A 25070-nucleotide genomic window follows, 5' to 3' on the forward strand; every position below is an offset into this window, starting at 1 on the left:
ACGTTTACATACTGAATTTTTATGCAAGTTCAGCAATTGCAACGATTTGTTCTGTAATTTTTTGTAATTCTTCAACTGGCATACGTTCATTTGTTGTATGAATATATTCATATCCAACACCTAAAATAACAGTAGGAATTCCGAATCCACTAATAACATTTCCGTCAGATCCGCCACCTAGTTTTACAAGGTCTGCTTTACGTCCAATTTTTTCAGAAGATTTAACGGCTAATTGAACAACGTCGTCTTCTTCAGTTAAATTAAAGCTTGGGTACATAATTTGTACATTAACTTCTGCACTACATCCGAATTCTTCAGCAGTTTTCTCGAATGCTTCTTTCATATGTGTTACTTGTTGGTTCATTTTTTCATCATCTAAAGATCTTGCTTCTGCTAAAATATATACATGATCACTTACGATATTTGTTGCTGTTCCACCTTCGAATCTACCGATATTAGCAGTTGTTTCTTCATCGATACGTCCTAAGTTCATATGACTAACAGCTTTAGCAGCAATATTAATAGCAGAAACACCTTTTTCAGGTTCTAATCCAGCGTGTGCTGTTTTACCTTTAATAATAGCCTCTATTTTAGCTTGTGTAGGAGCTGCTACAACTGTTGTACCTACTTTACCAGGCGCATCAATAGCAAAACCATATTTCGCTTGAATATCATCAGGATTTAAAGCTTTAGCACCAACTAAACCAGATTCTTCACCTACTGTAATGATAAATTCGATATCACCATGTTGAATATTGTTATCTTTAATAACTTGAATAGCTTCTAAAATTGCAGCTAAACCAGCTTTATCATCAGAACCTAAGATTGTTTCACCTTTAGAATAAATGTAACCATCTTCACGTAATTCTGGTTCAATATTATTACCAGGCGTAACAGTATCCATATGGCTTGTAAAATAAATCGGCGTCTTGCTAGAATCTTCACCTTTTAATTTACAAATTAAATTACCAGCACCATAACCAGTTTCACTTTGAGAGTCATCCTCTTTAACATCTAAACCTAAATCCGTAAACTTTTGCTTTAATAAATCAGCAATCTTTCTTTCATTTTTAGATTCAGAATCTACCTTTACAAGTTCCATAAAAGTATTTAATAATCTTTCTTCATTAATCATGATTGTCCCTCTTTTCATTTATTTAAATATCTCATAATCTAGTGTATAATAGTTGATAAATATATACAAAACTAATGTTTAAAGAGAGGGTTATCATGGGAAATAAGAATGTACGTAAAATCATAATCATCGTAATGTTAGTAGCTATAGTAGCTGCACTTGTATTATCAGGTATCTTACCATTCCTATTAAATTAATAATATAATTCAAAAGCGCTAGCTCATGATGAGTAGCGCTTTTTTTGGGTGAGAGATACAAATTTTAATTAGGTATTATTAGAATATGTGGAACTGGTGAGTTAAAGACAATATTAACTCACGAGATTAGAAAAGATGTGAGTTAAAGGCAAAGTAAACTCACATCTCCCCACTATATACACAAAAAACGCAATGCCGTATAGCATTGCGTTTTTACTTCTTAAGGCTACCGAATTGTGATTTGATTAGTAAGTATTCTTCTACTTCGTTTAATAGTTGAAATAGTGCTGCGATACTTTCTAATTCTTGATGTGATTTTGGTAGCTCGATAGACTGTAATTTTATTTTAATGTCATATAGGTTATGCAATCTCATAAGAGAGTAATCGTTACCTTGTACGTTTTGTGATACTTCTAATAACAATTGACTACATAAATGATGTGCATGATGACTGTGTTGCATGGATTCGATTAATTTTTTCATTCTTTTTAATAAAGTTAATTGTTCTTCTCTCATATCAAAATAATGATAGTAAGAGTTTTCATTTCTCACAAAATGATTTTTAACTTCTCTAAATGCTAATGATTTAGCTTTTCTAATATTTTCTGAAACGATATCGAATGAAGGTACATTAATTTTTTTATTTGGATCTTGTAAGCATTGACTATAAATAAAGGTTATTAATATAAAGTCGTCTTCTATTTTGCGTTTATAATTGTTAAGTTTATAATCTAAACTTGGCATAAACATATTCATGATTAAAGCAATACCAATACCAATTATAAGTAATAAAATTTCATTTATGACAACATTCATATCTATCGTTTTAGCCATATACAGATGAAGTATAATAACACAGCTTGTTACAATTCCTTCTTGCACACCAATCATGACTGTTACGGGTATAAATAAAAGCACCATAATACCAAGAATAATAGGCGTACTTCCTAAATAAGTGAAAAATACTGAACCTATCAAAATTGCAATAAAACACGCTACAAATCTATATATTGCAGCTTCAAATGATTTAACTCTTGTATCCTTAATACATAATACAACAAGAATAGCACTGGATGCATAATTATCTAAGCCGATTAACCTAGAAAGGATGACAGCTAATGTCATCCCTAGGGCAGTTTTTAATGTTCTATATCCTATTCTGTACGGTTTTATTTGCATAAGAAATGAACCGTTCCTTTACACTTCTTCGCAATACTCTTCGAATAGTGCTTGAATGTTTGTAATAACACTCATTGGATCGTGACCTTCGATTTCATGTCTTTCAATCATTTTGACAATTTTGCCATCTTTAAGAAAAGCAAATGATGGACTTGATGGTGGATAACCTTCAAAATAATCACGTGCTGTTTCTGTTGCTTCTTTGTCTTGACCAGCAAATACAGTTACTAATTGATCTGGTAATTTATCATAGTGTAACGCATGTTGTGCTGCTGGTCTTGCGATTCCGCCTGCACATCCACAAACTGAATTAACCATAACAAACGTTGTACCTGGTTTGTTGAATGTTTCTTCAACTTCTTCTTTAGTTGTTAATTGTTTGTATCCAGCCGCTTCTATTTCATTTCTCGCAGAATTAACTACATCATTCATATATAAATTGAAATCCATTTCCATAAAAAAAGCCTCCTGTAATAATAGATAAGTCTATTTTACAGGAGATTTAAGGGTAAAACAATGACAAGGTTTTATTAATATATAGAAGTGTTCTCGATTGTCATACTTTGTAATCTTTCTTTTACATATTTTAAGAATTCACCGGCCATTAAACCATCCAATATTCTATGATCAATGGATAATGATAAATTAACCATATCACGAATACCGATCATATCATTGACAACTACAGGTCGTTTCACAATTGATTCAACTTGTAAAATAGCAGCTTGTGGATGATTGATAATACCCATTGATGATACTGAGCCAAATGAACCCGTGTTATTGACTGTGAATGTACCACCTTGCATATCTTGAGAAGTTAACTTATGCTTTCTTCCTCTAGTTGCAAGATCATTAATTTCACGAGCGATACCTTTGATTGATTTATCATCAGCATTTTTAATAACAGGTACATATAATTTATCTTCACTTGCTACTGCGATTGAAATATTAATATCTTTATGAATTTTAATTTCATCGCCTGCCCAAGTACTATTTAACATCGGATATTTTTTCAATCCTTCTGCAACAGCTTTTACGAAAAATGCGAAGAATGTTAAGTTATATCCTTCACTTTGTTTAAAAGATGACTTATGATGTTGTCTTGTTTTAACAAGATCTGTAGCATCAACTTCGACCATCATCCAAGCATGTGGAATTTCATGAACACTTTGCAACATTTTATTCGCAATTGCTCTTCTTACACCATTGACTGGGATTGAATCGCCAGGTAAAGAAGTCGTTTCTGGTTGAACTGTATTTTCAGCAACTTCTTGAACTGGTGCATCTACTTGTTTAGATAATGCATCTTCAGTTGGTACACCATTTTCAATCGCATTTAAAATGTCTTTTTTAGTTACCCTTCCTAAATTACCGGTACCTTTAACTTTATTTAAATCAATATTATTTTCACTTGCTAATTTAAATACAACAGGTGAATATTGACCGTTATTCATTGGGCCTTCTTGTGGTTCATTAGAAACAGGTGTTTCAGCTTTTGCAGGTTGGTCTTCTTTAGTTACTTCTGGTTCAGTTTGTTCATCAGCACTATTATTTTTATCCTCTGATGTTTCACCTTCAACGTCCATTGTACAAATAACTGTTCCAACATCTACAGTTTCACCAGCTTCGACAACGATTTCTTTAATTGTTCCATTAAATGTTGAAGGGACTTCAGCTGTTACTTTATCTGTTATCACTTCGCACAGTGCATCGTACTCTTCAATTGTGTCACCTGGTTTAACAAGCCACTGTTCGATTGTACCTTCATGAACACTTTCTCCAAGTTTCGGCATCTTTACGTCCATAATTTAACCTCCTAAAATTCAGCTAATGTTCTCATTTTTTCTTCTATTTTCACAGGATTCATCATAAAGAAATCTTCCATAGGTGGTGAAAATGGCATAGCTGGTACGTCTGGACCTGCAAGTCTTGCAATTGGTGCGTCTAAATCAAATAAGCAATTTTCAGCTATTATGGCAGATACTTCACTCATAACACTACCTTCTAGATTATCTTCAGTTACAACCAATACTTTGCCAGTCTTTTTCGCACAATTAATAATTGTTTCTTTATCTAGTGGATATAATGAACGTAAATCTACTATTTCTGCATCTATACCTTCAGTTGATAATATTTCAGCTGCTTGAAGTGCGTAATTTACACATAATCCATAAGTGAATACTGTAATATCTGAACCTTCTCGTTTAACATCTGCTTTATCGATTGGTACAGTATAATATTCTTCAGGAACTTCTTCTTTTAATAGTCTGTATGCTTTTTTATGTTCAAAGTATAATACAGGGTCATTATCTTCAATTGCCGCAAGAAGTAATCCTTTAGCATCGTATGGTGATGATGGAATAACGACTCTTAAGCCTGGTGTTGAACAGAATATACTCTCAATACTTTGAGAATGATATAATGCGCCATGAATTCCGCCACCAAATGGACTTCTAATTGTTAAAGGACAATCCCAATCATTATTAGAACGGTATCTTATTTTAGCTGCTTCATTGATAATTTGGTTTGTTGCCGGAACGATGTACTCTGCAAATTGAATTTCAGATACAGGTCTTTTACCCATCATAGCTGCACCAATTGAAGCACCAACGATATTTGATTCTGCTAAGGGTGAATCAATCACGCGTCCTTCACCATACTTGTTGTATAAATTTTTAGTTGCGCCAAATACGCCGCCTTTTAGACCAACATCTTCGCCGATAACAAATACGTTATTATCTTTTTCCATCGCTTGGTCCATTGCTTGATTTATCGCGTCAAGATAGGATAACTTAGGCATTCTTTTCGCCTCCTTGATCATATACATGTGTTAAAGCTTCTTCCGGTAATGGATAAGGTGCTTTTTCTGCATTTTTAGTAGCAGTATTGATTTCTTGTTTAATTTCATCTTCAATTTGGCTGAACCATTCATCGTTTGTAACTTGATGTTCAACTAAATATTCTTTGAATTTAATCATACAATCATTTTCTTTTTCTTCTTTCATTTCTTCTGCCGGACGATAATTATCATCATCATCTGAAGAATGAGGTGTTAAACGGCTACATAATGCTTCAATAAGTGTTGGTCCTTCACCATTTATTGCACGTTCTCTTGCGCGTTTTACTGCTTCATAAACAGCTATAGGATCATTACCATCAACTTGTTCACCAAATGCACCGTAACCTGCAGCTCTAGATGATAAATCATCTGTTGCGTACTGTAAGTGACTTGGTACCGAAATGGCATATTTATTGTTTTCGATAATACAAATAAATGGCAACTTATGAACACCAGCAAAGTTCATTGCTTCGTGGAAATCACCTTGACTGGTACTACCTTCACCTAATGTAGCAAGTGCAATCGCTTCTTTGCCGTCCATTTTAAGTGATAAACTTGCGCCAACTGCATGTAACACTTGAGTTGTTACACAAGAACCTTGCGTTAAAATAGATAAATCCTTTTTACTAAAGTGAGATGGCATTTGCTTACCACCACTTGAAGTATCACCTTGTTTAGCAAATGCAGCTAACATAGATTCTTCTGCAGAAATACCACGTGCTGTAACTAAAGCTAAATCTCTATAGTAAGGTGCTAATACGTCTTCGTCTTTTAGTGCATAATATGTGCCAATTTGTGTTGCTTCTTGACCTTGACAACTTATAACAAACGGTAGTTTACCTGCTCGGTTAAGTAGCCACATTCTTTCGTCAATTTTTCTACCTAATAACATCCATTTATAAATTTCTTTTAAGTCTTCATGCGTTAATCCGACAGTCTTATAATCTAACATCTAATCTCTCCTCTTTAGACGTGAATAGCACGATTCTCAGATTTTAACCCTAGTTCCATGAGCACTTCTCCAATTGAAGGATGTGCATGTACAGTAGTTGCTAGTTCTTCAGTAGAGCCATTCATAAATGTAAATAGAGCTGCTTCATTAATTAATTCAGTCACTTTTGCACCAATCATATGAATGCCAAGCACTTTTTCATTGTCTATATCTTTAATTAAAATGCATTCACCAAGTCCATTATTTTCTATGACGGATTTGCCAATCGCTTTAAATGGTACTTTAAATTTTTTGAAATTAATATTTTGCGCTTTAGCATCTTGTTCAGTCATCCCTATCGAAGCAATTTCAGGGTTTGTATATATACATCTTGGTACTGTTAAGTAATCTAATTTGATAGGATTTTGATCAAACATGTGCTCTACAGCAATTGTGCCTTCTTTTGTTGCAACATGTGCTAATTGATAATTGCCGATGACATCTCCAACCGCGTAAATATGTTTATCATCTGTTTGATAAACATCATTTGTTAGTATATAGCCTTTTTCATCGGTCTTTATTTTTGTGTTGTTCAATCCTAAATCTTCAGTATTCGGTGTTCTACCAACTGCGACTAATACTTTTTCAAAAGTTTGTTGCTCATTTTGAAGTGTTACATCTACATGTTGATCATGTATGTTGACATCTTGTTCAGATAAAGGACAATTCTCATGAATGGTTATGCCATTTTCTTCAAAGCTACGTTTAATCGTTTTACTGATTTCTCGTTGTTCGTTAGGGATAATGGATTGCCCTGCTTCAACAACTGTTACTTTTACACCTAAATCATTTAATAAAGATGCAAACTCAAGTCCAATCACACCGCCACCGATAATTAACATGCTTTCAGGCAACGTTTGTAATTGCATCATATCATCACTTGAAATGATGGTTTGATGGTTAAACTTTAAGAATGGTAATTCAATTGGTCTTGATCCTGTTGCAATTAATACATGTTGATTAACGAGTAGTTCTGATTCGCCATTTTCAAATTCAACAGAAACTGTTCCAGCTTGAGGCGAGAACAATGAAGGTCCGAGAATTCTGCCATTACCTTCGTAAATGTCAATTTTGTATTTTTTCATCAAGCTTTGTACACCATTGTACATCGTAGCTACTGTTTCATCTTTCTTAGCAACAACATCCGTCATTTCAAAATCAGCTGAAGCAGTTTTAATACCATATTCGTTTGAATGTTGTATGTATCTTAAAATTTCTGCAGTTTTTAAATATGATTTTGTAGGTATACAACCTTTATGTAAACAAGTTCCACCTAACTTAAATTTCTCTACAATTGCGACTTTTTTTCCTAGTTGTGAAGCACGAATTGCTGATACATAGCCTGCCGTACCGCCACCTAGAATGACTAAATCATATTCTTTAGACATAGTATTACTCCTTATTCATATGACTTGGTACTAATTTTACCGTGTAAGAGGTCCATTACGCCAATATTTAAAGCGTGCATTTCTTTTTCTCCTTTATATATAGTAACATTTTGTAGCCAAGATACATATTGTTTTACTTTATTTGTGATATATTTTGAATAACTTAATCCGCCAGTTATGATAATTTGATCGATTTGACCTTCTAAAACGACCGCGCAAGACCCTATAGATTTAGCAATTTGATAACACATGGCATCTAAGACAAGTTTAGCAGTTTTATCGCCATTTTCCATCATTTGTTCTACTTTTAAACAATCATTTGTACCAAAATATGATAATAACCCAGAATTTTTACTTAATTCATTATTAGCTTCTTTAGCATTTAAATCGTGATCAATAACCCATTTAATTAACGCATCATTTGGAATGGAACCAGCTCTTTCAGGACTAAATGGACCCTCGCCTAATAAGCCGTCATTAACTTCGATGACTCTTCCTTTTCTATGAGCACCTACACTTATACCGCCTCCAAGATGTGCGACGATGACATTAATATCTTCATATGCTTTGTCAGTATCAGCTGCATATTGTTTAGCGACTGATTTCTGGTTTAATGCATGGAAGATACTGCGTCTTTCAATTCCTTTAATCCCCGTAATTCTTGCTTCAGGTATTAATTCATCTACGACGACTGGATCAACAATATAAGCCTGTATATTTAATTCTTTAGCAAATGTATAGCCGATAATACCACTTAAATTTGAGGCATGAAATCCATATTTAAAAGATTTCAAGTCTTGATACATGATGTTATTAACAAGATATGTTCCACCTTGTATAGGCTTTAAAACACCACCCCTACAAGCAATAGCATCTATTGCTTGTAGTGAGATATGATGTTGGTTTAATGAGTTCTTGATACTTTCAAGTCGAAATGGGACTTGATCAATTAATGGAAGATTAGTTTGATCGATATCATGTCTGATAACATCTTCAAATAACATATCATAGTTATTAAATACTGCAACTTTAGATGATGTGCTTCCTAAATTAAGTACAAGAATTTTTTTCATTATTTTTTACCTCTAGAAATGATAGATCTTTCAGTTTTTAAGAAATTACTTCTTACATTCTTAAGTTGTTCAATACGTTCTTCAGCTAAAATTTCAGCTGCACGTGCAGAAGTAATTTGATCACGCTTACTAATTTCAAACACTTTATCCATTTGGTCATAGATTTTTTCAATATTTGAGATAGCACGTACTTCATTGTATCCATCTAATTCATCCGCAACATTGATAACACCACCAGAGTTAGCAACGAAGTCAGGCGCATATACAATACCTTTATCTTCTAATTGAGCACCGTGAACATCTATGTCTTGTAATTGGTTGTTTGCACTACCACATACGACTTTAACTTTTAAACGTGCGATAGTATCATCATTTAATACGCCACCTAAAGCACAAGGTGCAAAGATATCAGCATCTACATCATAAATATCATTAATTCCTACACTTTTAGCGTTGAAGTCATTTACAACTCTATCAACTGCTTCTTGGTTAATATCTGTTACAACTAATTGAGCACCTGCTTCATGTAAATAACGACATAGTTCGTAAGCAACGTGTCCAACACCTTGAACAGCAACAGTTTTCCCGTTTAAGTCATCTGTTCCAAAAGCTTCTTTAGCTGCGCGTTTCATAGAAACAAATACACCTAATGAAGTTTTAGGACTTGGGTTACCACTAGATTGGTGACTTTCAGATAAACCAACTACGTAATCTGTCTCTTCAAAGATAATATCCATATCGTCTTCAGTCGTTCCTACATCTTCAGCAGTAATATAACGACCATTTAAACTTTCTACATATCTACCTAAAGCTCTAAATAAAGTTTCTGATTTATCTTTTTTAGGATCTCCGATAATAACTGTTTTACCGCCGCCTAAGTTTAAACCAGCTGCAGCATTTTTATATGTCATACCTCTTGATAGACGTAATGCGTCATTAATAGCTTCTTCTTCACTTTCGTATGGCCACATTCTACAACCGCCAAGTGCTGGTCCTAATGTTGTATCATGAATCGCAATGATTGCTTTTAATCCTGAACTTTTATCGTGACAAAATACTATTTGCTCATAGTCATATTTTTCTATCGTTTCAAATAACATAATAATCCCCTTTTCAACTTTTATATAATAACTTCATTTCTAATTTTACATGAAATGTTTTATTTATCAAATAAATTGACGAAAAATGATAGCGCTTACAAAAAGTAAAAATTTTTAGAAAATTCAATCTTTATTGATATAAAAGCATTGTAAGCTCTTTCAATACTTTGAAATAAAGAGTATAGTTATTAATTTGTTATTATAATATACTAAATAAGCATTAACGCACTACATATTGAATGAAATTTATCTCGTGATGAATCTGATCTAGAGGTTAAAATTATGGGTATTTTTGCACCAATTATAACAGATGCTACATCCGCGTTCGATAAATATACGAGAGATTTATATAAAATATTGCCACTTTCAATTTGAGGGACGATTAAACCATCAACATTACCTGATATTTTTGAATCTATTTTTTTAATAATGGATGCCTTTTTATTAATTGCAGCATCAAATGCAATTGGACCTTCTATTTCAAGATCTGGTTTTTCTTGATTGAAATAAGATACGACTTCTTTCGCATCAACCGACGACTGCATTTTCGGATTCACATTTTCAATTGCAGAAATCACCCCAATTTTAGGTGAATCGATACCAATTTTTTTAAGAGAATAAACTAAATTCGATGTGATTTCAATTTTTTGTTCGATATTTGGTGCTATGTTCATCGCAACATCTGATACGGTTAACATCTTGTGATACTCAGGTATATTAAATATTGCGATATGACTCATTCTATAGTTGGTCTTCAAGTTATATTTATCTTTTAATACTTCTTTAAACAATTCTGATGTTGAAATTAACCCTTTCATAATTAAGTCAGCTTTTCCGTCCGCTACAGCTTGTACACATTGCGATACAGTATGTTCTTCGTTAAGTGTTTGAATAATTTCTATTCTATTTAATTCTTCATGTGTTAAATTAAATGATCTAATCAACTCATCTTGTGGTCGCTCATCAAACAACATGAACCTGGCTTTTGTATGTTTAATCGCTTTAACAATTGCTTTAATGACACCTTCATCATTTGATTTACATACAGCAATTGTAGCTGATATATTTTGACCGTTTTTTATCATATCTTTAAAAAGCATTTAATCCCCTCCTATTACTATCATAATCAAATTGTATCGTTTATTCCATTTTTTCAATGTTTACTTTTACTCATTATCTCATATATAATATAAGTTATTAATTAATAGGAGTTTTAACTTATGCAAAAGTATATTGCATTACTCATTTTGGTGATACCAGGTATCATTGCAGGACTAGGTATTAAATGGATGAGAGATGCTGTTTTCGGACAACTTGTTCCACAATTACATTTTATTTGGTTACAGTTTTTATTAGGCTTTATCTTCTTTGTATTTGGTGTAGTGTTCATTGGGGGTTATATACTACATCGTGAAAAGAAAAATAAACGTGCACAAGAACATTTTATGAAGAAACAAAATGCCAAAAAAAGAGACTAGGCTTACCTAGTCTCTTTTTTAAACTTTTCATATAGATGTAATAAAATCTCACCATTTGTAGGTCGTACATACAATTTTTCACTATTATACCAATAGGACTTTAATTCTTTATCCCAAGCTAATTTAATAGCATGCCTGATAGACCTTTCAACGTTATTCGCTTGTATATTATAATTTTGAGAAATTAAAGGATATAGTTCTTTAGTTAACGGCATCTTGCGATTATATTGAAGCATAAGGTGTACACCATACTTAATATATTCGTACCCGTTTAAATTTGATGAAAATCCAATCTTCTCTAGTAATAAATCTAAAGCATCCATTTCTTCTATATTAGAATCTGTTGTCGTTAATACACGTTGTATCGTATCTAACAAGACATCAAACTCAACAGGTTTAATTAAGAAGTAATCTACTCCTAATGAAACAGATTCTTTCAAGACATCATCACTCACAAAAGCACTCATACATATCACTTTAAATTGCTTATTTTGTTTTATATATTTTTTAAGCAAAGTCATGCCATCTATGTGTGGCAAGATTAAGTCTAATAAAAGAACATCGAAAACTTCTCCATTTAAAATGTCGAGTGCCTCTTTACCGTTGTATCCAATATTAACAATTTCAATATCGTGTTTCTTTAAATATTGTGCCATCTCACTAACATATGCTTTCGAGTCTTCTATTATTGCTACCTTAATTACCATGCTTAACACCCTAACGAATCATTCTATTTTAAATTTTTGTTTTGTATAATCATTTCTTTAGCGTGTTGTCGAGTTAATTCTGTAACTTCAACACCTGATATCATTCTTGCTATTTCATCTATCTTATCTTCACCATCTAATTGTTTTATAGAAGTCGTAGTTCTATCATTTACGGTTTCTTTAGCAATATACAAATGATTATCACTAATTGCAGCGACTTGAGGTAAATGCGAAATACATATCACTTGAAGTGTTTGCGCAATTTGATGCATTTTTTCAGCCATTTTTTGTGCGACTCTTCCAGATACACCTGTATCTACTTCATCGAATAAAATTGCTGTTTGTCCTTTTGAAGAAACAAATATACTTTTCAACGCAAGCATTATTCTGGATAGTTCACCACCAGAAGCTATTTTATTTAAGCTTTTTAATGGTTCGCCTTTATTGGGGCTGATTAAGAATTCTACTTCTTCTAAGCCATATTGAGTAGGTTTCGTTTTAGTGAAAGTAATTTCTATATTCGCATCTTGCATGTGCAAATTCTGTACTTCTTCAACTAATCTATCTCTAAGATCCAACGCAACTTGTCTTCTTTTAGTCGATAGTGCTTCACCGTATTTTACAACGTTTGTATAAAGATCATTAATTTCTTCACGTAATTGAGAAGTACTTTGTTCGTAGTTCTCAATTTTATAAATTTCATCGTCGATTTTATCTCTATATTTGATTAATTCAGGTATGCTTTTGCCATATTTACGATTGAGGTCTGTGAGTACATTTAATCTAGACTCATACTCATTTAGTAAAGATTCATCAAAGTCATTAGACGTTAACTCATTATATAGTTCATGTTTGTAGTCTTCTAAAGTGTAATACATTTGATCTAATTCTTCACTAAAAGCAGTGTATTTATCCGGAATTATATCGTTGATATGTTGAATTTCTTGATTAAGCTCATAAATTTTATCAGTAATGTTTTCTTCACTACTCAATAACATATGTGCTTTATTAAGACTTTCGTTTATTTTTTCGTGATTTTGAAGTTTCTTAATTTCTTGATTTAAAAAATCAATTTCGTCTTCTTTTAAATTCGCATCTTGTAATTCATCTCGTTGGAATTTTATTAAATCTAATCTTTGTAATAATGCTTGGTCTTGAGATTCTAACTTTTCAAGTTCTTGTTTCTTTAAGCGATAAGATTGAAAAGTCTCGTCGTATTGATCAATTTCAGCTTGATAAGTACCATCAGCATAATCATCTAACAATGATAAATGATATTTAGGTTTAAGTAATATTTGTGTTTCATGTTGCCCATGAATATCAAGTAATTCTTGCATGACAATTTTTAAATCAGATAGCGTTACATTCTGATTATTTAATTTACATATGCTTTTCCCTGAAGCAAAGATTTCTCTTTTTACAAACAAGAAATCTTCGTCAAAGTCGATATCTAACTCACTTAAGATCTTATTGACGTTAGGTACATTATCAATATCAAATACGCCTTCAATTGTCGCCTTCTGTTCGCCATGTCTCACGAAACTTTGTGAGGCTCTTGCACCTACTAACTGACCAATAGCATCTATAATAATAGATTTACCAGCACCAGTTTCACCGCTTAAAACAGTTAGTCCACCTGAAAAATTAATTTCTAAAGATTCAATTATAGCGAATTGTTTAATTGTAAGTGCTTGTAACATTGTATATTAAATCTCCTTTAAAGCATATTAAAAATTCTATCCGTAATAACTTCAGCTGCTTCAGTATCTTTACAAATAATTAGGCATGTGTCATCACCGCATATCGTGCCAATTACTTCCGTCCAATCGATTTGGTCAATTATTGCACCAATTGATTGCGCATTACCTGGTAATGTTTTAAGGACTAATAAATTATCTGCTCCGTCAATTTTTACAAATGAATCCATTAAATATCTACCTAATTTATCAATCGGGTGATATTTACGATCTCTAGGTAAACTATAGATATACTGACCAGAAGGTGCTGGAACTTTAATTAACTGAAGTTCTTTAATATCACGAGAGATTGTAGCTTGTGTGATATTCAAATCATATTCATTTAGTCTTTTGACTAATTCTTCTTGTGTTTCAATTTGTTCGTTAGAAATTATTTCTCTTATCTTAATCTGACGCATTGTTTTGTTCGCCATTACATACACCTCTGTTAATGAATATTTATACACTTATAATAGCATAAAATTGAAAAAAATAGTAATGTAAGCGCTATAAACATTTAAATGACGCTTTAGATATACTAAAGCGCCTTTTTCAACATAAATATTCATATATTTCTCTTAACTACTTTATTAAAGATTTGACGGTAGATATAATATTTGATTTAGAGATACCAATATCTTCTAATAATAAACCTACGTCACCATGCTCAATGTATGTATCATTAATGCCTATTCTACGTATAGTATTATGATAATCATTGTCTTTCATAAAAGTAGCAATTTGGCTTCCTAAACCACCAGTCAACATAGCTTCTTCAACTGTCAGGATCGGTTTAGACGCTTTACCGAGATTATGAAGCATTTCATAGTCCATAGGTTTTATAAACCGAGCATTAATGATATTGATATGGATGTCCTCTTTTAATAATTCATCTGCTACCTCTGTTACAAGTGAAACTGTTGGTCCATAACTTATGATCGTTAAATCATCGCCGTTTCTTTCAACATTCCAAGATCCTATTTTAAGTCGTTCACTATCTTTAGAATCATCAAGTAATGGCGCATTACCTCTTGGGTATCTAATCGCCATTGGACCATGGTCAGTTTCAAAAGCAGTTTTGATCATATTTTTCGCTTCATTACCGTCTTTAGGCATCATAATTGTAAAGTTAGGAAATTGACTTAAAAAGCCAACATCAAAGACACCTTGGTGTGTCTCTCCATCAGCTCCAACAAGGCCTGCTCGATCAACACCAAATAATACGTTTAAGTTTTGACGATCTACATCATGTAACAACTGATCGTAAGCACGTTGCATAAAAGTTGAATAGATTGCGACATATGGTTTCATGCCTTGTGTTGCTAATCCTGCTGCCATCGTAACAGCATGCTGTTCAGCAATACCTACATCAAAAAATTGTTCAGGTAACGTTTGTTGAAATTTTGTTAATTTTGATCCTACAGGCATAGCTGGCGTGATTGCAACAATTCGTTTGTCTTGTTGCGCATATGCTAATACTTCATCACTCATTAAAGTACTCCATGCAGGACCTTCAGCATTTCCTTTTATCACTTCACCAGTTTCAAGCTTATATGGTCCTAAACCATGCCAAGTCCCAATTATATCTTTCTCAGCAGGTTTATAACCTTTCCCTTTCTTAGTGACAACGTGTATGAGAACAGGTTTGTCCATTTGTTTAGAAACGGTGATCGCTTCATCTAATGCTTTAAAATTATGGCCATCTACAGGACCAATATATTTAATGCCAAGTTCTTCAAAGAAAATGCCATCTACGACTAAATATTTCAAACTGTCTTTAATTTTATCCGCAGAGTCTTTTAACAAATCTCCACCAGGCAATCTGTTAATCAAACTTTCAGCATCAAATTTAAAGCGATTATAATTTTGATTAGATCGTATTCTTGCAAACATATTGTGCATTGCACCAACATTTGGCGCGATACTCATTTCGTTATCATTTAAAATAATCGTTAAATTCGTTTTGTCATGTCCTATGTGGTTTAACGCTTCTAGTGCCATACCACCTGTTAGAGCACCATCACCAATTACAGGTACAACATGATGATCTTGTCCTAATATATCTCTCGCTTTTGCCATCCCCACAGCAGCAGATAAAGAAGTTGAACTATGTCCCGCTTCCCATACATCATGTTCAGATTCTTTCATTTTAGGAAAACCACATAATCCTTTATATTGTCGCAAAGAATTAAATTCGTGACCTCTTCCGGTTAATATTTTATGAATGTATGTTTGATGTCCAACATCCCATAATATCTTATCTACAGGGCTATTAAAATGTTTATGTAGACTCAATGTTAATTCAACCACACCTAAATTTGCCCCAATATGTCCGCCAGTTACTGAACAAGTTTCAATTAAAAATTTCCTAATGTCACTGCTCAGTTGTTCAAGTTCTTGATGAGATAAATCTTTGAGGAAGGATGGGTTTTTTATTTTTGAAACATCCATTTTTTAACCACCTTTAGCCCGATTCTTGTGACTAGTCATCTAAATTATTAGATAGATTAATTTTCTCTATTTGCAAATAATTTTGTGAGAGACTTGAGTTCTTCAGTGTTATATTGATCTTCTAGTTGATCTAGTAAATATAACGCTTGATTCACATGTTGTTCTAAAGCAACCTTAGTATTGGTCTTACCTAATAAAGACACATAAGTACTCTTATGATTCGCGACGTCACTACCAACTGACTTACCTATTTTATCGAAATCCCCTTCAATATCTAGTAAATCGTCTTTAATTTGGAATATTAATCCTAATTCTTGGCTAAATGAATCAAGTAATATAAATGTCTTACTATTAACTTTAGCGATCGTACAAGCTGCAACGACAGAAAAACGTATCAGTGCGCCAGTTTTATATCTGTGAATTTTGCGTAAAGTATCTAGCGAAATTTCTTTGTTTTCACTTTCCATATCTAACACTTGTCCACCAACCATACCTTGATGTCCTGCTGATTCAGAAAGCAATCTGATCAATTTCACTTTGTCGTCAGCTTCTAAATATGTATCTTTAGTAATCAGTTCAAAAGCCTTTGTTAATAATGCATCACCAGCTAAAATTGCAGTCGCATCACCATAGATTTTATGATTCGTTTTCATTCCTCGTCTGTAATCATCGTTATCCATAGCTGGTAAATCATCATGTATAAGGGAATATGTATGTATCATTTCAAGTGCTTTTGCCGTTTCCATTCCTTTATTAATATCTGTCTTTAACATCGATAACGTCATTAATAATAGTACAGGACGAATACGCTTACCACCTGCTAATAAAGAATAGCGCATACTTTCTTCTAATTGTGTATTTACAACTGAATCTAGTTTCGTTTGTTTAAGTGATTCAGTGAACTTATCTACATAACTATTCATGATTTCACTCATCTGAATCACCTTCTTTTTGAACAAGTTTATTTACTTTATCTTCAGCTGCTTTAAGTTTCGTTTCACATTTACTACTTAATTCAATACCTCTTTGATAAAGTTCAATTGATTCCTCAAGAGAAATATTTTCTTCGTCTAATTTACCGACGACTTTTTCTAATTCTTCCATCATTTCTTCAAAAGTTTGTTCTTTAGCCACATTTGTCACCTAATTTCCTTAACATTAGCATTTATTTTACCATCTTTTAAATTGATTGTAATATCATCGTCAATCTTTAAATCATTTTTGCTTGTAATGATTTTATCATCTTTTTCGATGATTGAATAACCTCTTAACATGATTTGAGTCGGACTTAACGCATCTAATTGCGCTAACTTGCTTGTCAGTGCTTGTCTTTTTTGACTTATAATACGATTAACGAGCTGTGTTTGAAGCATATTTAAACGATCAAAGTCTTGTCTAAATTGAAAAGTCTTATTATAAATTGGTGTGATTCGCAATTTATTTTGTAAGATATCTAGCTTATGATTATTACGCGTAACAGTCTGTTCTAAATTTCTAGATAATTGTTTTTGTAATTCATCTAACTTCTGTGTTTCTTGATCATATAGCAACGAAGGCGTCTTCAATTTATAATATGATGAAAGTTGTTTTAATTTATGTTTATCTTGCTGTATAGATTGCGTGATATGTTTTGTTAAATACTGTCTAGCATTTGAAATCAGTTGATACAGCGCATTAATATCTGGTGTCGCAATAACTGCAGCTTGAGTCGGTGTTGCAGCTCTTACATCACTGACAAAATCACTTAATGTCGTATCAGTTTCATGACCAACTGCTGAAATAACAGGCGTCTTACAATGATAAATGGCTTCTACAACTTCTCTTTCATTGAAGCTCCATAAATCTTCAATAGATCCACCACCACGACCAACGATAATAACATCAACGCCCATGGAATCAGCTTCTTTGATATTGTTAATGATATTATCCTTAGCTCCTTTACCTTGAACTAACGTGCTCATTAACACTTGTTCTGCAAGTGGATATCGCTTATCTAAAGTAGAACATATATCTCTTATTGCAGCGCCAGTCGATGCCGTCAACACAGCGATTTTCTTAGGATATTTAGGTATGCTTAATTTATGTTCTTGGTCAAAGTAACCTTTTTCTGCTAATTCTTTTTTGAGTGCTTCAAATTTTTCATATAGAAGACCAACACCATCTAATTGCATAGATTGAACATAAATTTGGTAAGCACCTCTTGATTCATAAACCCCAATTCTACCTTCAACAAGTACTTGGTCACCTTCTTTAGGATTAAACGACAATTGATTTGCGCTCGATTTAAACATCATAGCACTAAGTACACCTTTATCGTCTTTTAAGGCAAAGTAAAGATGACCACTTGAATGTCTTTTAAAGTTTGAAATTTCACCTTTAATAAAGACATTAAGTAGATGTGGATCTTGATCAAATTTATATTTGATATATTTAGTTATTGCTGTAACTGATAAATACTTATCCATTTATATCACTCTTTAACTTTTTGATAAACTGCTTAATACACCATTAATAAATTTATAGTGATCATCATCACTGTATACTTTCGCAATTTCTACTGCTTCATTAAATATAACTTTCTCTGGTGTATCTGTATATTTCAATTCATAAGTTGCCATTCTTAAGATGATTCTATCAGTCTTAAGTAAACGGTCTAATGTCCAGTTTTTTAAATGTGGACTTACAATTTCATCTAGTTCGTCTTTTTTCTCTATAACTTCTTTAACAAAGTTTTTCACGTATAAATATTGTTCACCTTTAAAATCTTCTACTAAATATTGAATCGCTTCTTCTACTGTTAAATCAGTTTTGTTATTTTCTAATTGATATAGTGATTTAAAGACAATCTCTCTTAGTTCTGTTCTTTTCATATTCTTCTCCTTCAAAGAATAAGAGGATGCACGCATCCTCTTAATTAATCATTTTATTATTGGAAATGTATATTAACGATATGTACATTAACTTCTTTTGGTGTTAATGCCGTCATCGTATTTAATGCTTGTTTAATTTCTGATTGTACTTTACGTGCTGTTTCAGAAATTTTTGTACCGTAGTCAAATGTACAGTAGACATTAATGTAGATGCCGTCTTCTTTAATATCGACTTTAATACCTTTACCAAAATTCTTTTTCCCGAATTTTTCTAAGGAATTCTTATTAAAAACGGATTGCATATGAGATACACCTTTAATGTCAGTAGTCGCAATGCTCGCAATGACCTCAATAACTTCTGGCGCAATCTCTATTTTACCTAAAGAAGGCTTTTTATTTTCAATTGTTTTAGCCATTTGAATCCCTCCCTATTTGTCTTCATTATTTATAATATCATGAATCTCTAGGAAATTGGTATTAAAATCACCTGATTCAAATACATCATTTTCTAACAATCTTAAATGGAATGGGATCGTAGTATCTATGCCAGCAACTAAAAATTCTGATAAAGCTCTTTTACCGATTTGAATTGCATCTGTTCTATCTTTACCATGAACAATTAGCTTCGCAACCATTGAATCGTAATAAGGCGGAATCGTATATCCTGTATAACAAGCTGAATCAATACGCACACCAAATCCACCTGGTGTTAAATATTGATTAATTTTACCTGGTGATGGCATGAAATTCTTAAATGGGCTTTCTGCGTTGATTCTAAATTCAATCGCATGTCCACTCAAGTCAACTTCATCTTGTGTAACAGGTAATGTTTCACCACTTGCTACTTTAAGTTGAAGTTTAACTAAATCCATTCCAGTAACCATCTCAGTAACAGGATGTTCTACTTGAATACGCGTATTCATTTCCATGAAATAGAACGTTTCAGCATCTAAATCATAAATAAATTCAATTGTACCAGCATTTTCATAATTAACGGCTTTAGCAGCTCTAATGGCCGCTTCACCCATTTCTTTACGCATTTCTTCAGAAAGGACTGGTGATGGCGATTCTTCTACTAATTTTTGCATACGTCTTTGGATCGTACAATCACGTTCACCAAGATGTATAACATTACCTTCTGAATCACCCATTACTTGAATTTCAATATGTCTAAAGTTTTCGATGAACTTTTCTAAGTATAAACCTTTATTACCAAATGCTGTTTCAGCTTCTTGTTGTGTCATTCTAAAACCTGTTACAAGTTCTTCTTCATTACGTGCAATTCGGATACCTTTACCACCACCACCGGCAGTAGCTTTAATAATAACGGGATAACCAATTTTCTTCGCACATTTCTTAGCAATTCTTACTGTATCTACTAGACCATCACTACCAGGAACAACAGGTACGTTCGCTTTGATCATTTCTTCTTTCGCAACGTCTTTAATACCCATCTTCTGAATAGATTGATAACTAGGTCCAATAAATTTAATTTGGCATGCTTCACACATTTCAGCAAAATCACTGTTTTCAGCTAAGAATCCATATCCAGGATGGATACCGTCACAACCTGTTGATTTTGCAATTGAAATAATATTAGGAACATGAAGGTATGAATCTTTAGATTGTGTCGGTCCAACACAATAAGCTTCATCTGCTATTTGAGTATGTAATGCATCTTTATCAGCTTCTGAATAAATTGCGACCGTTTGTATGTCTAATTCTCTACAAGCTCTAATGATTCTTACTGCAATTTCCCCTCTATTTGCAATTAATACTTTTTTCATATTACTTCACCTTGAATAACGGTTGGCCATACTCTACCATTTGTCCGTCTTCAACTAATATTTCAGTGATTTCACCAGAAACTTCTGCTTGAATTTCATTAAATAATTTCATTGCTTCTAAAATACATACAGTTGTATCAGCTTCTACACGTGAACCTACTTGAACGTATGGACCTTCATCAGGAGATGGTGATTTATAGAATGTACCAACCATTGGCGCATTAATTGTTAAACCACTTGGTGCTTCTTGTTCAACATTTTGTTGTGGTGTAGCTTGAGTTGCTTGTTGGGGTTGTTCTGCAACGACATTTGTTGCACCTTGGCTATAAATGATTTCTTGTTTAATATCTTTTTTTAAAGTTAGTTTAAAATCTTTATCATTAATATCAATTTCAGTTAAAGAAGAATTATCTAACACATCAACTAGTTCTTTAATTTGTTTTAAGTTCATTTGAAAAACTCCTTTTAAATTCTAATACGTTACACTTCATACATTTTACTTTAGTGGTCATACCAATTCAAGAGATTTTAATATTTAATTATAAATGTAAATAAGATACATTTATAATTTAACTAAAATGATTAAGGCCAGGACACAAGTTACTGTCCCGGCCTCATTTTAATGTTTAATATTAACCTCTTGATACGTAGCTTCCGTCAGTAGTGTTAATGACAAGTAAATCACCTTCATTAACAAATAACGGTACGTTTAAACTATAACCTGTTTCAACTGTAGCTTGTTTAGTTGCACCAGTTGCTGTATCACCTTTAATACCAGGTTCAGTTTCTGTTACTTGAAGTGTAACTGTATTTGGTAATTCAATACCAATTGTTTCACCTTCGTAAGATTGGATTTGAACTTCCATGTTTTCTTTAATAAATTTAAGTTCATATTCTAGTTTATCACCAGGTAATTCTAGTTGATCGTAAGTTTCGTTATCCATGAACACATGGCTATCACCATTAGCATATAGATATTGCATACGACGATTATCGATTTGAGCTTTTTCAACTTTTTCACCGGCTCTAAAAGTTTTCTCTTGGATTGCACCAGTTCTTAAGTTTCTTAATTTAGAACGTACGAATGCCGCACCTTTACCTGGTTTTACGTGTTGGAAGTCCATAACTTTCCAAATACCATTATCAACTTTAATTGTTAAACCTGTTTTAAAATCATTAACTGAAATCATTCATTTTCCTCCTATTTATACCTTCTTATAAAATAATAAGGTCTTTTGAAGATTTAGTAAAGCGCTGTAAGCCATTTTTTGTAACTAATACGTCATCTTCTATTCTAACGCCACCTAAACCATCTACATAAATACCTGGTTCTAATGTGATACACATATTTTCTTCAAGTACGATATCAGATTTTTGAGACAATGCTGGACCTTCATGTACTTCTAACCCAATGCCATGTCCTAATGAGTGACCAAATTGTTCACCGTAGCCATAACTTTTAATAACATCTCTTGCAATTGTATCTGCCTCTTTACCAGTCATCCCCGGTTTAATTTGTTCTAAAGCAGCTAATTGTGCTTCTAAAACTATATTATAAATTTTCTTCATTTCTTCTTTAGGTTCACCAATTGCGAATGTTCTCGTAACATCACTAACGTATCCTTCATAAAGTGCACCGAAGTCTAATGTAATCATATCTCCTTCTTCGATAACTTTATTACTTGCTACACCATGCGGTAATGCACCACGGTGGCCAGAAGCAACAATCGTATCAAATGAAGAACATGTTGCACCTTTACTTCTCATGAACATTTCCATTTCATTATTCACTTCATTTTCAGTCATGCCTGGTTTAACCCATTTTAAAATGTGCTCATATGTTTCATCTACAATGTCAGCTGCTTTTTGAATTTGTTTAATTTCAAATTCGTTCTTAATCATTCTGATTGTTTCAATGACACCTTCAATAGAAGAAAGTTCAACTGCATCTGTATTTAATGCTTGATATTCATTATAAGTAATTAAATGTGTTTCAACGCCAACGTTTTTATATTGACCTTCTTTTATCAGTTCATTAATCTTACCTAACATTGGTCCTTCTTGATTAATAACTTCAAAATCTTGAGCTTGATCATTCGCTTGTTGAATGTATCTAAAGTCTGTAATTAAAAGGGATTTATCTTGTGTAATTAGTAGACTACCACTTGTCCCTGTAAATCCAGAAAGATATCTTCTGTTATACGGTGATAGAATTACAACTGCTTCAAGACCTTTTTGATTCATGACTTCTCTTAATTTATTAATTTTCATAATTATCCCCTTTCTATTTGTACAATAAATCTATATACATTAAAATAATATCATACATATCGAAATTTTTTCACAGTAAAACATTGGGAGTAAATAAACATGAGAAAAACAATTATAACAATCATGGCAAGTACAGTTGTCTTATCTGCGTGTGGAAATGATAAAGTTCAACAACTTGAAGAAAAGAAGTCATCATTAAAAAGTGATAATCGAAAATTAAAACAAGAAGTATTAGATTTAGAAGATAAAAACAAAACATATAAACAAAAAGAAAATAGTGTTAAAAGTAAAATTAAACAAAATGAACAAGAATCGTCTAGCCAGTTTACAACTCAATATTTAAAGTCATCTACAAAATTTGTAAATGAAACGAAAACGAATATAGCGAGTTATAACAAAATTAAGAAAAATGTAACTTCAAAATTCGATGATGAACATACTAAAAATGAATTAGAAAATATTTATCACGATCAAGAAAACATTACAGATAGATATAAAGATGAAATGAAAGGTAAAACTATTCCTAAAGATTATAAATCTCTTCATAAAAGCATGTTAAAGCTATCAACAAGTTTTGAAAAAGTGTTTAAAGATTTAAATGATGCCTACAATAAAAAGGATAAAAAAGATATTCAAAAAGCTATTGATGAGCTTCATGGATTAGACAAAGAGATAGGTCAAATTGAGTGAGATTATACATAAAATGTGCTATATTAAATAGACTAATAATTTAAGGTGAGATTTTATGAAAAATGTTTTATTCTATTTAATTATTGCTATAGCAGTTTTTGGATTAATTATGAATCTTGATTTCTTTATCATGGGCTTCATTCGTATGATTGTCTCATTTATCATATTCGGATTAATCATCTATCTAATTTACTATTTCTTCTTTTTAACGCCAGATCAACGAAAATATAAAAAAGCCATGCGCAAACAAAAGCGTAGAAATAGATAAAAAAGAGACTTCAATAGTCTCTTTTTTTTACTTTCTATAAGTCCATTCTTCTGATTTATATTTTTCTTCTAATTGTTTAATTTCAGCAAGCTGTTCTTCAGTAAATTCAAGTGGTTTATATTCAATATCTAAACCTTTTTTGAATCCTTCATAAAATGCTGTTTCCATTTCTTCTATAGTGATGTATTTATCTGATAAATCATTGATAGCAACTGCTTTATCTGTAAATGCAGCTTTCATTTTATCTTTTAGTCGATCATTTCTATATATAAACATATCAAACAATTCATCAACATCTATATCTTGTAATATTGAACCGTGTTGTAAGATAACGCCTTTTTGACGTGTTTGGGCACTTCCTGCTATTTTTCTATCTTCTACAACAAGTTCATACCAACTTGGCGCATCAAAACAAACTGAACTACGTGGTGTCTTAAGTTTATCTCTTTCTTCTTTTGTCTTTGGAATTGAAAAGTATGCATCAAACCCTAACGACTTGAATCCTTCTAATAATCCTTCTGAAATGACTCTATATGCTTCAGTTACCGTTTTAGGCATATTGGGATGCGATTCTGGAACGATGACGCTATAAGTTAACTCTTTATCGTGTAAGACACCTCTACCTCCTGTAGCACGTCTTACAAGTCCAAAACCTTTTTCTTTTACTTTTTCAATATCAATTTCTTTAGATAGTTTTTGAAAATATCCAATTGATAACGTAGCTGGATCCCATGTGTAAAATCTAATAACCGGATCTATTTCTCCTCTACTCACAAAATTCATAAGTGCTTCATCAACTGCCATATTATAATATGGATTATTCGATTTCGTGTTTATAAAGTGCCAAGTTTCTTTCACAATTAAAACTCCTATTCAATTAATTCTTATGTACTTTTCTATTTTAGCAAAA

Annotated in this window: 28 protein-coding genes; 4 read left to right on the forward strand and 24 right to left on the reverse strand. The window is 32.4% G+C overall.

The window, feature by feature from the left end; translation table 11 throughout:
• Nucleotides 1-19 precede the first annotated feature (19 nt).
• Nucleotides 20-1135, reverse strand: coding sequence for a M20/M25/M40 family metallo-hydrolase (locus LQ693_RS04170; RefSeq protein WP_103362130.1), 1116 nt, complete (start codon nucleotides 1133-1135; stop codon nucleotides 20-22).
• Between the two features lie 95 nt (nucleotides 1136-1230).
• On the opposite strand from LQ693_RS04170, the gene prli42 reads away from it, so the two are divergent.
• Nucleotides 1231-1332 (forward strand): stressosome-associated protein Prli42, encoded by a 102-nt coding sequence (prli42, locus tag LQ693_RS04175; protein WP_150527395.1) that lies wholly within the window; start codon nucleotides 1231-1233, stop codon nucleotides 1330-1332.
• Between the two features lie 213 nt (nucleotides 1333-1545).
• On the opposite strand, the gene LQ693_RS04180 is transcribed toward prli42, so the two are convergent.
• The 9 genes from LQ693_RS04180 to LQ693_RS04220 form a co-directional block, all read right to left on the reverse strand.
• Nucleotides 1546-2511 carry an aromatic acid exporter family protein gene (locus tag LQ693_RS04180; RefSeq protein WP_103362029.1) on the reverse strand — a complete coding sequence of 322 codons (966 nt, stop codon included), beginning with the start codon at nucleotides 2509-2511 and terminating at the stop codon, nucleotides 1546-1548.
• An 18-nt stretch (nucleotides 2512-2529) separates the two neighbouring features.
• Nucleotides 2530-2967, reverse strand: coding sequence for a BrxA/BrxB family bacilliredoxin (locus tag LQ693_RS04185; RefSeq protein ID WP_025904925.1), 438 nt, complete (start codon nucleotides 2965-2967; stop codon nucleotides 2530-2532).
• 74 nt (nucleotides 2968-3041) lie between these two features.
• The gene (locus LQ693_RS04190) at nucleotides 3042-4316 is read right to left on the reverse strand and encodes a dihydrolipoamide acetyltransferase family protein (protein WP_103362031.1); all 1275 of its coding nucleotides are present in this window, start codon (nucleotides 4314-4316) and stop codon (nucleotides 3042-3044) included.
• 11 nt (nucleotides 4317-4327) lie between these two features.
• Nucleotides 4328-5311 carry an alpha-ketoacid dehydrogenase subunit beta gene (locus LQ693_RS04195; RefSeq protein ID WP_025904927.1) on the reverse strand — a complete coding sequence of 328 codons (984 nt, stop codon included), beginning with the start codon at nucleotides 5309-5311 and terminating at the stop codon, nucleotides 4328-4330.
• Nucleotides 5304-6302: a thiamine pyrophosphate-dependent dehydrogenase E1 component subunit alpha gene (locus LQ693_RS04200; RefSeq protein WP_025904928.1), complete on the reverse strand. Its 999-nt coding sequence runs from the start codon at nucleotides 6300-6302 to the stop codon at nucleotides 5304-5306. Before LQ693_RS04200 ends, LQ693_RS04195 begins: the two co-directional genes overlap by 8 nt.
• Nucleotides 6303-6316: 14 nt before the next feature.
• Nucleotides 6317-7729 (reverse strand): dihydrolipoyl dehydrogenase, encoded by a 1413-nt coding sequence (gene lpdA, locus LQ693_RS04205; RefSeq protein WP_103362032.1) that lies wholly within the window; start codon nucleotides 7727-7729, stop codon nucleotides 6317-6319.
• An 11-nt stretch (nucleotides 7730-7740) separates the two neighbouring features.
• Nucleotides 7741-8802 carry a butyrate kinase gene (buk, locus tag LQ693_RS04210; RefSeq protein ID WP_103362033.1) on the reverse strand — a complete coding sequence of 354 codons (1062 nt, stop codon included), beginning with the start codon at nucleotides 8800-8802 and terminating at the stop codon, nucleotides 7741-7743.
• The gene (locus LQ693_RS04215; protein ID WP_103362034.1) at nucleotides 8802-9902 is read right to left on the reverse strand and encodes a Glu/Leu/Phe/Val dehydrogenase dimerization domain-containing protein; all 1101 of its coding nucleotides are present in this window, start codon (nucleotides 9900-9902) and stop codon (nucleotides 8802-8804) included. Before LQ693_RS04215 ends, buk begins: the two co-directional genes overlap by 1 nt.
• Nucleotides 9903-10111: 209 nt before the next feature.
• The gene (locus LQ693_RS04220) at nucleotides 10112-11002 is read right to left on the reverse strand and encodes a phosphate acyltransferase (protein WP_107565201.1); all 891 of its coding nucleotides are present in this window, start codon (nucleotides 11000-11002) and stop codon (nucleotides 10112-10114) included.
• A gap of 120 nt (nucleotides 11003-11122) precedes the next feature.
• Between LQ693_RS04220 and LQ693_RS04225 the strand changes: the two genes are divergently transcribed.
• Nucleotides 11123-11380: a DUF2627 family protein gene (locus LQ693_RS04225; RefSeq protein WP_025904933.1), complete on the forward strand. Its 258-nt coding sequence runs from the start codon at nucleotides 11123-11125 to the stop codon at nucleotides 11378-11380.
• A gap of 2 nt (nucleotides 11381-11382) precedes the next feature.
• On the opposite strand, the gene LQ693_RS04230 is transcribed toward LQ693_RS04225, so the two are convergent.
• The 13 genes from LQ693_RS04230 to LQ693_RS04290 form a co-directional block, all read right to left on the reverse strand.
• Nucleotides 11383-12087, reverse strand: coding sequence for a response regulator (locus LQ693_RS04230; RefSeq protein WP_119594279.1), 705 nt, complete (start codon nucleotides 12085-12087; stop codon nucleotides 11383-11385).
• Between the two features lie 23 nt (nucleotides 12088-12110).
• The gene (gene recN, locus LQ693_RS04235) at nucleotides 12111-13787 is read right to left on the reverse strand and encodes a DNA repair protein RecN (RefSeq protein ID WP_103361411.1); all 1677 of its coding nucleotides are present in this window, start codon (nucleotides 13785-13787) and stop codon (nucleotides 12111-12113) included.
• A gap of 17 nt (nucleotides 13788-13804) precedes the next feature.
• Complete coding sequence (gene ahrC, locus LQ693_RS04240; RefSeq protein ID WP_025904936.1) at nucleotides 13805-14257, reverse strand: transcriptional regulator AhrC/ArgR; 453 nt, start codon at nucleotides 14255-14257, stop codon at nucleotides 13805-13807.
• Between the two features lie 148 nt (nucleotides 14258-14405).
• Entirely contained in the window at nucleotides 14406-16274 is a 1869-nt protein-coding gene (gene dxs, locus LQ693_RS04245; protein WP_239703077.1) for a 1-deoxy-D-xylulose-5-phosphate synthase, read from the reverse strand.
• A gap of 56 nt (nucleotides 16275-16330) precedes the next feature.
• The gene (locus LQ693_RS04250; RefSeq protein ID WP_107565200.1) at nucleotides 16331-17209 is read right to left on the reverse strand and encodes a polyprenyl synthetase family protein; all 879 of its coding nucleotides are present in this window, start codon (nucleotides 17207-17209) and stop codon (nucleotides 16331-16333) included.
• Nucleotides 17202-17381, reverse strand: a complete 180-nt coding sequence (gene xseB / locus LQ693_RS04255) for an exodeoxyribonuclease VII small subunit (protein ID WP_267919497.1) — start codon at nucleotides 17379-17381, stop codon at nucleotides 17202-17204. The genes LQ693_RS04250 and xseB overlap by 8 nt, the downstream gene beginning before the upstream one ends.
• Nucleotides 17382-17413: 32 nt before the next feature.
• Nucleotides 17414-18739 carry an exodeoxyribonuclease VII large subunit gene (gene xseA / locus LQ693_RS04260; protein WP_025904940.1) on the reverse strand — a complete coding sequence of 442 codons (1326 nt, stop codon included), beginning with the start codon at nucleotides 18737-18739 and terminating at the stop codon, nucleotides 17414-17416.
• Nucleotides 18740-18751: 12 nt separating this feature from the next.
• Complete coding sequence (nusB, locus tag LQ693_RS04265) at nucleotides 18752-19144, reverse strand: transcription antitermination factor NusB (RefSeq protein WP_025904941.1); 393 nt, start codon at nucleotides 19142-19144, stop codon at nucleotides 18752-18754.
• A gap of 56 nt (nucleotides 19145-19200) precedes the next feature.
• Nucleotides 19201-19560 carry an Asp23/Gls24 family envelope stress response protein gene (locus LQ693_RS04270; RefSeq protein WP_025904942.1) on the reverse strand — a complete coding sequence of 120 codons (360 nt, stop codon included), beginning with the start codon at nucleotides 19558-19560 and terminating at the stop codon, nucleotides 19201-19203.
• Between the two features lie 12 nt (nucleotides 19561-19572).
• Nucleotides 19573-20931, reverse strand: a complete 1359-nt coding sequence (accC, locus tag LQ693_RS04275; RefSeq protein ID WP_103361416.1) for an acetyl-CoA carboxylase biotin carboxylase subunit — start codon at nucleotides 20929-20931, stop codon at nucleotides 19573-19575.
• Nucleotide 20932: 1 nt separating this feature from the next.
• Nucleotides 20933-21382 (reverse strand): acetyl-CoA carboxylase biotin carboxyl carrier protein, encoded by a 450-nt coding sequence (accB, locus tag LQ693_RS04280; RefSeq protein WP_103361417.1) that lies wholly within the window; start codon nucleotides 21380-21382, stop codon nucleotides 20933-20935.
• Nucleotides 21383-21563: 181 nt separating this feature from the next.
• On the reverse strand, nucleotides 21564-22121 hold the full coding sequence (gene efp, locus LQ693_RS04285) for an elongation factor P (protein WP_025904945.1): 558 nt from the start codon (nucleotides 22119-22121) through the stop codon (nucleotides 21564-21566).
• A 25-nt stretch (nucleotides 22122-22146) separates the two neighbouring features.
• Nucleotides 22147-23202 carry a M24 family metallopeptidase gene (locus LQ693_RS04290; protein WP_107565199.1) on the reverse strand — a complete coding sequence of 352 codons (1056 nt, stop codon included), beginning with the start codon at nucleotides 23200-23202 and terminating at the stop codon, nucleotides 22147-22149.
• Nucleotides 23203-23301: 99 nt separating this feature from the next.
• On the opposite strand from LQ693_RS04290, the gene LQ693_RS04295 reads away from it, so the two are divergent.
• Both LQ693_RS04295 and LQ693_RS04300 read left to right on the forward strand, forming a co-directional pair.
• The gene (locus tag LQ693_RS04295; RefSeq protein WP_103361419.1) at nucleotides 23302-23892 is read left to right on the forward strand and encodes a hypothetical protein; all 591 of its coding nucleotides are present in this window, start codon (nucleotides 23302-23304) and stop codon (nucleotides 23890-23892) included.
• Nucleotides 23893-23947: 55 nt separating this feature from the next.
• Nucleotides 23948-24160 carry an SA1362 family protein gene (locus LQ693_RS04300; protein ID WP_025904948.1) on the forward strand — a complete coding sequence of 71 codons (213 nt, stop codon included), beginning with the start codon at nucleotides 23948-23950 and terminating at the stop codon, nucleotides 24158-24160.
• Between the two features lie 27 nt (nucleotides 24161-24187).
• On the opposite strand, the gene LQ693_RS04305 is transcribed toward LQ693_RS04300, so the two are convergent.
• Complete coding sequence (locus LQ693_RS04305) at nucleotides 24188-25018, reverse strand: lipoate--protein ligase family protein (protein ID WP_103361420.1); 831 nt, start codon at nucleotides 25016-25018, stop codon at nucleotides 24188-24190.
• Nucleotides 25019-25070: the final 52 nt, after the last annotated feature.

The organism is Mammaliicoccus sp. B-M6 (genome assembly GCF_022386965.1).
In the GTDB taxonomy this organism is placed as follows: domain Bacteria; phylum Bacillota; class Bacilli; order Staphylococcales; family Staphylococcaceae; genus Mammaliicoccus; species Mammaliicoccus sciuri_A.

Excerpts from the sequence above, each read along its gene's own strand:
- LQ693_RS04170 (WP_103362130.1), bottom strand. The coding sequence starts at position 1,135 with ATGATTAATGAAGAAAGATTATTAAATACTTTTATGGAACTTGTAAAG.
- prli42 (WP_150527395.1), top strand. The coding sequence starts at position 1,231 with ATGGGAAATAAGAATGTACGTAAAATCATAATCATCGTAATGTTAGTA.
- LQ693_RS04180 (WP_103362029.1), bottom strand. The coding sequence starts at position 2,511 with ATGCAAATAAAACCGTACAGAATAGGATATAGAACATTAAAAACTGCC.
- LQ693_RS04185 (WP_025904925.1), bottom strand. The coding sequence starts at position 2,967 with ATGGAAATGGATTTCAATTTATATATGAATGATGTAGTTAATTCTGCG.
- LQ693_RS04190 (WP_103362031.1), bottom strand. The coding sequence starts at position 4,316 with ATGGACGTAAAGATGCCGAAACTTGGAGAAAGTGTTCATGAAGGTACA.
- LQ693_RS04195 (WP_025904927.1), bottom strand. The coding sequence starts at position 5,311 with ATGCCTAAGTTATCCTATCTTGACGCGATAAATCAAGCAATGGACCAA.
- LQ693_RS04200 (WP_025904928.1), bottom strand. The coding sequence starts at position 6,302 with ATGTTAGATTATAAGACTGTCGGATTAACGCATGAAGACTTAAAAGAA.
- lpdA (WP_103362032.1), bottom strand. The coding sequence starts at position 7,729 with ATGTCTAAAGAATATGATTTAGTCATTCTAGGTGGCGGTACGGCAGGC.
- buk (WP_103362033.1), bottom strand. The coding sequence starts at position 8,802 with ATGAAAAAAATTCTTGTACTTAATTTAGGAAGCACATCATCTAAAGTT.
- LQ693_RS04215 (WP_103362034.1), bottom strand. The coding sequence starts at position 9,902 with ATGTTATTTGAAACGATAGAAAAATATGACTATGAGCAAATAGTATTT.
- LQ693_RS04220 (WP_107565201.1), bottom strand. The coding sequence starts at position 11,002 with ATGCTTTTTAAAGATATGATAAAAAACGGTCAAAATATATCAGCTACA.
- LQ693_RS04225 (WP_025904933.1), top strand. The coding sequence starts at position 11,123 with ATGCAAAAGTATATTGCATTACTCATTTTGGTGATACCAGGTATCATT.
- LQ693_RS04230 (WP_119594279.1), bottom strand. The coding sequence starts at position 12,087 with ATGGTAATTAAGGTAGCAATAATAGAAGACTCGAAAGCATATGTTAGT.
- recN (WP_103361411.1), bottom strand. The coding sequence starts at position 13,787 with ATGTTACAAGCACTTACAATTAAACAATTCGCTATAATTGAATCTTTA.
- ahrC (WP_025904936.1), bottom strand. The coding sequence starts at position 14,257 with ATGGCGAACAAAACAATGCGTCAGATTAAGATAAGAGAAATAATTTCT.
- dxs (WP_239703077.1), bottom strand. The coding sequence starts at position 16,274 with ATGGATGTTTCAAAAATAAAAAACCCATCCTTCCTCAAAGATTTATCT.
- LQ693_RS04250 (WP_107565200.1), bottom strand. The coding sequence starts at position 17,209 with ATGAGTGAAATCATGAATAGTTATGTAGATAAGTTCACTGAATCACTT.
- xseB (WP_267919497.1), bottom strand. The coding sequence starts at position 17,381 with ATGATGGAAGAATTAGAAAAAGTCGTCGGTAAATTAGACGAAGAAAAT.
- xseA (WP_025904940.1), bottom strand. The coding sequence starts at position 18,739 with ATGGATAAGTATTTATCAGTTACAGCAATAACTAAATATATCAAATAT.
- nusB (WP_025904941.1), bottom strand. The coding sequence starts at position 19,144 with ATGAAAAGAACAGAACTAAGAGAGATTGTCTTTAAATCACTATATCAA.
- LQ693_RS04270 (WP_025904942.1), bottom strand. The coding sequence starts at position 19,560 with ATGGCTAAAACAATTGAAAATAAAAAGCCTTCTTTAGGTAAAATAGAG.
- accC (WP_103361416.1), bottom strand. The coding sequence starts at position 20,931 with ATGAAAAAAGTATTAATTGCAAATAGAGGGGAAATTGCAGTAAGAATC.
- accB (WP_103361417.1), bottom strand. The coding sequence starts at position 21,382 with ATGAACTTAAAACAAATTAAAGAACTAGTTGATGTGTTAGATAATTCT.
- efp (WP_025904945.1), bottom strand. The coding sequence starts at position 22,121 with ATGATTTCAGTTAATGATTTTAAAACAGGTTTAACAATTAAAGTTGAT.
- LQ693_RS04290 (WP_107565199.1), bottom strand. The coding sequence starts at position 23,202 with ATGAAAATTAATAAATTAAGAGAAGTCATGAATCAAAAAGGTCTTGAA.
- LQ693_RS04295 (WP_103361419.1), top strand. The coding sequence starts at position 23,302 with ATGAGAAAAACAATTATAACAATCATGGCAAGTACAGTTGTCTTATCT.
- LQ693_RS04300 (WP_025904948.1), top strand. The coding sequence starts at position 23,948 with ATGAAAAATGTTTTATTCTATTTAATTATTGCTATAGCAGTTTTTGGA.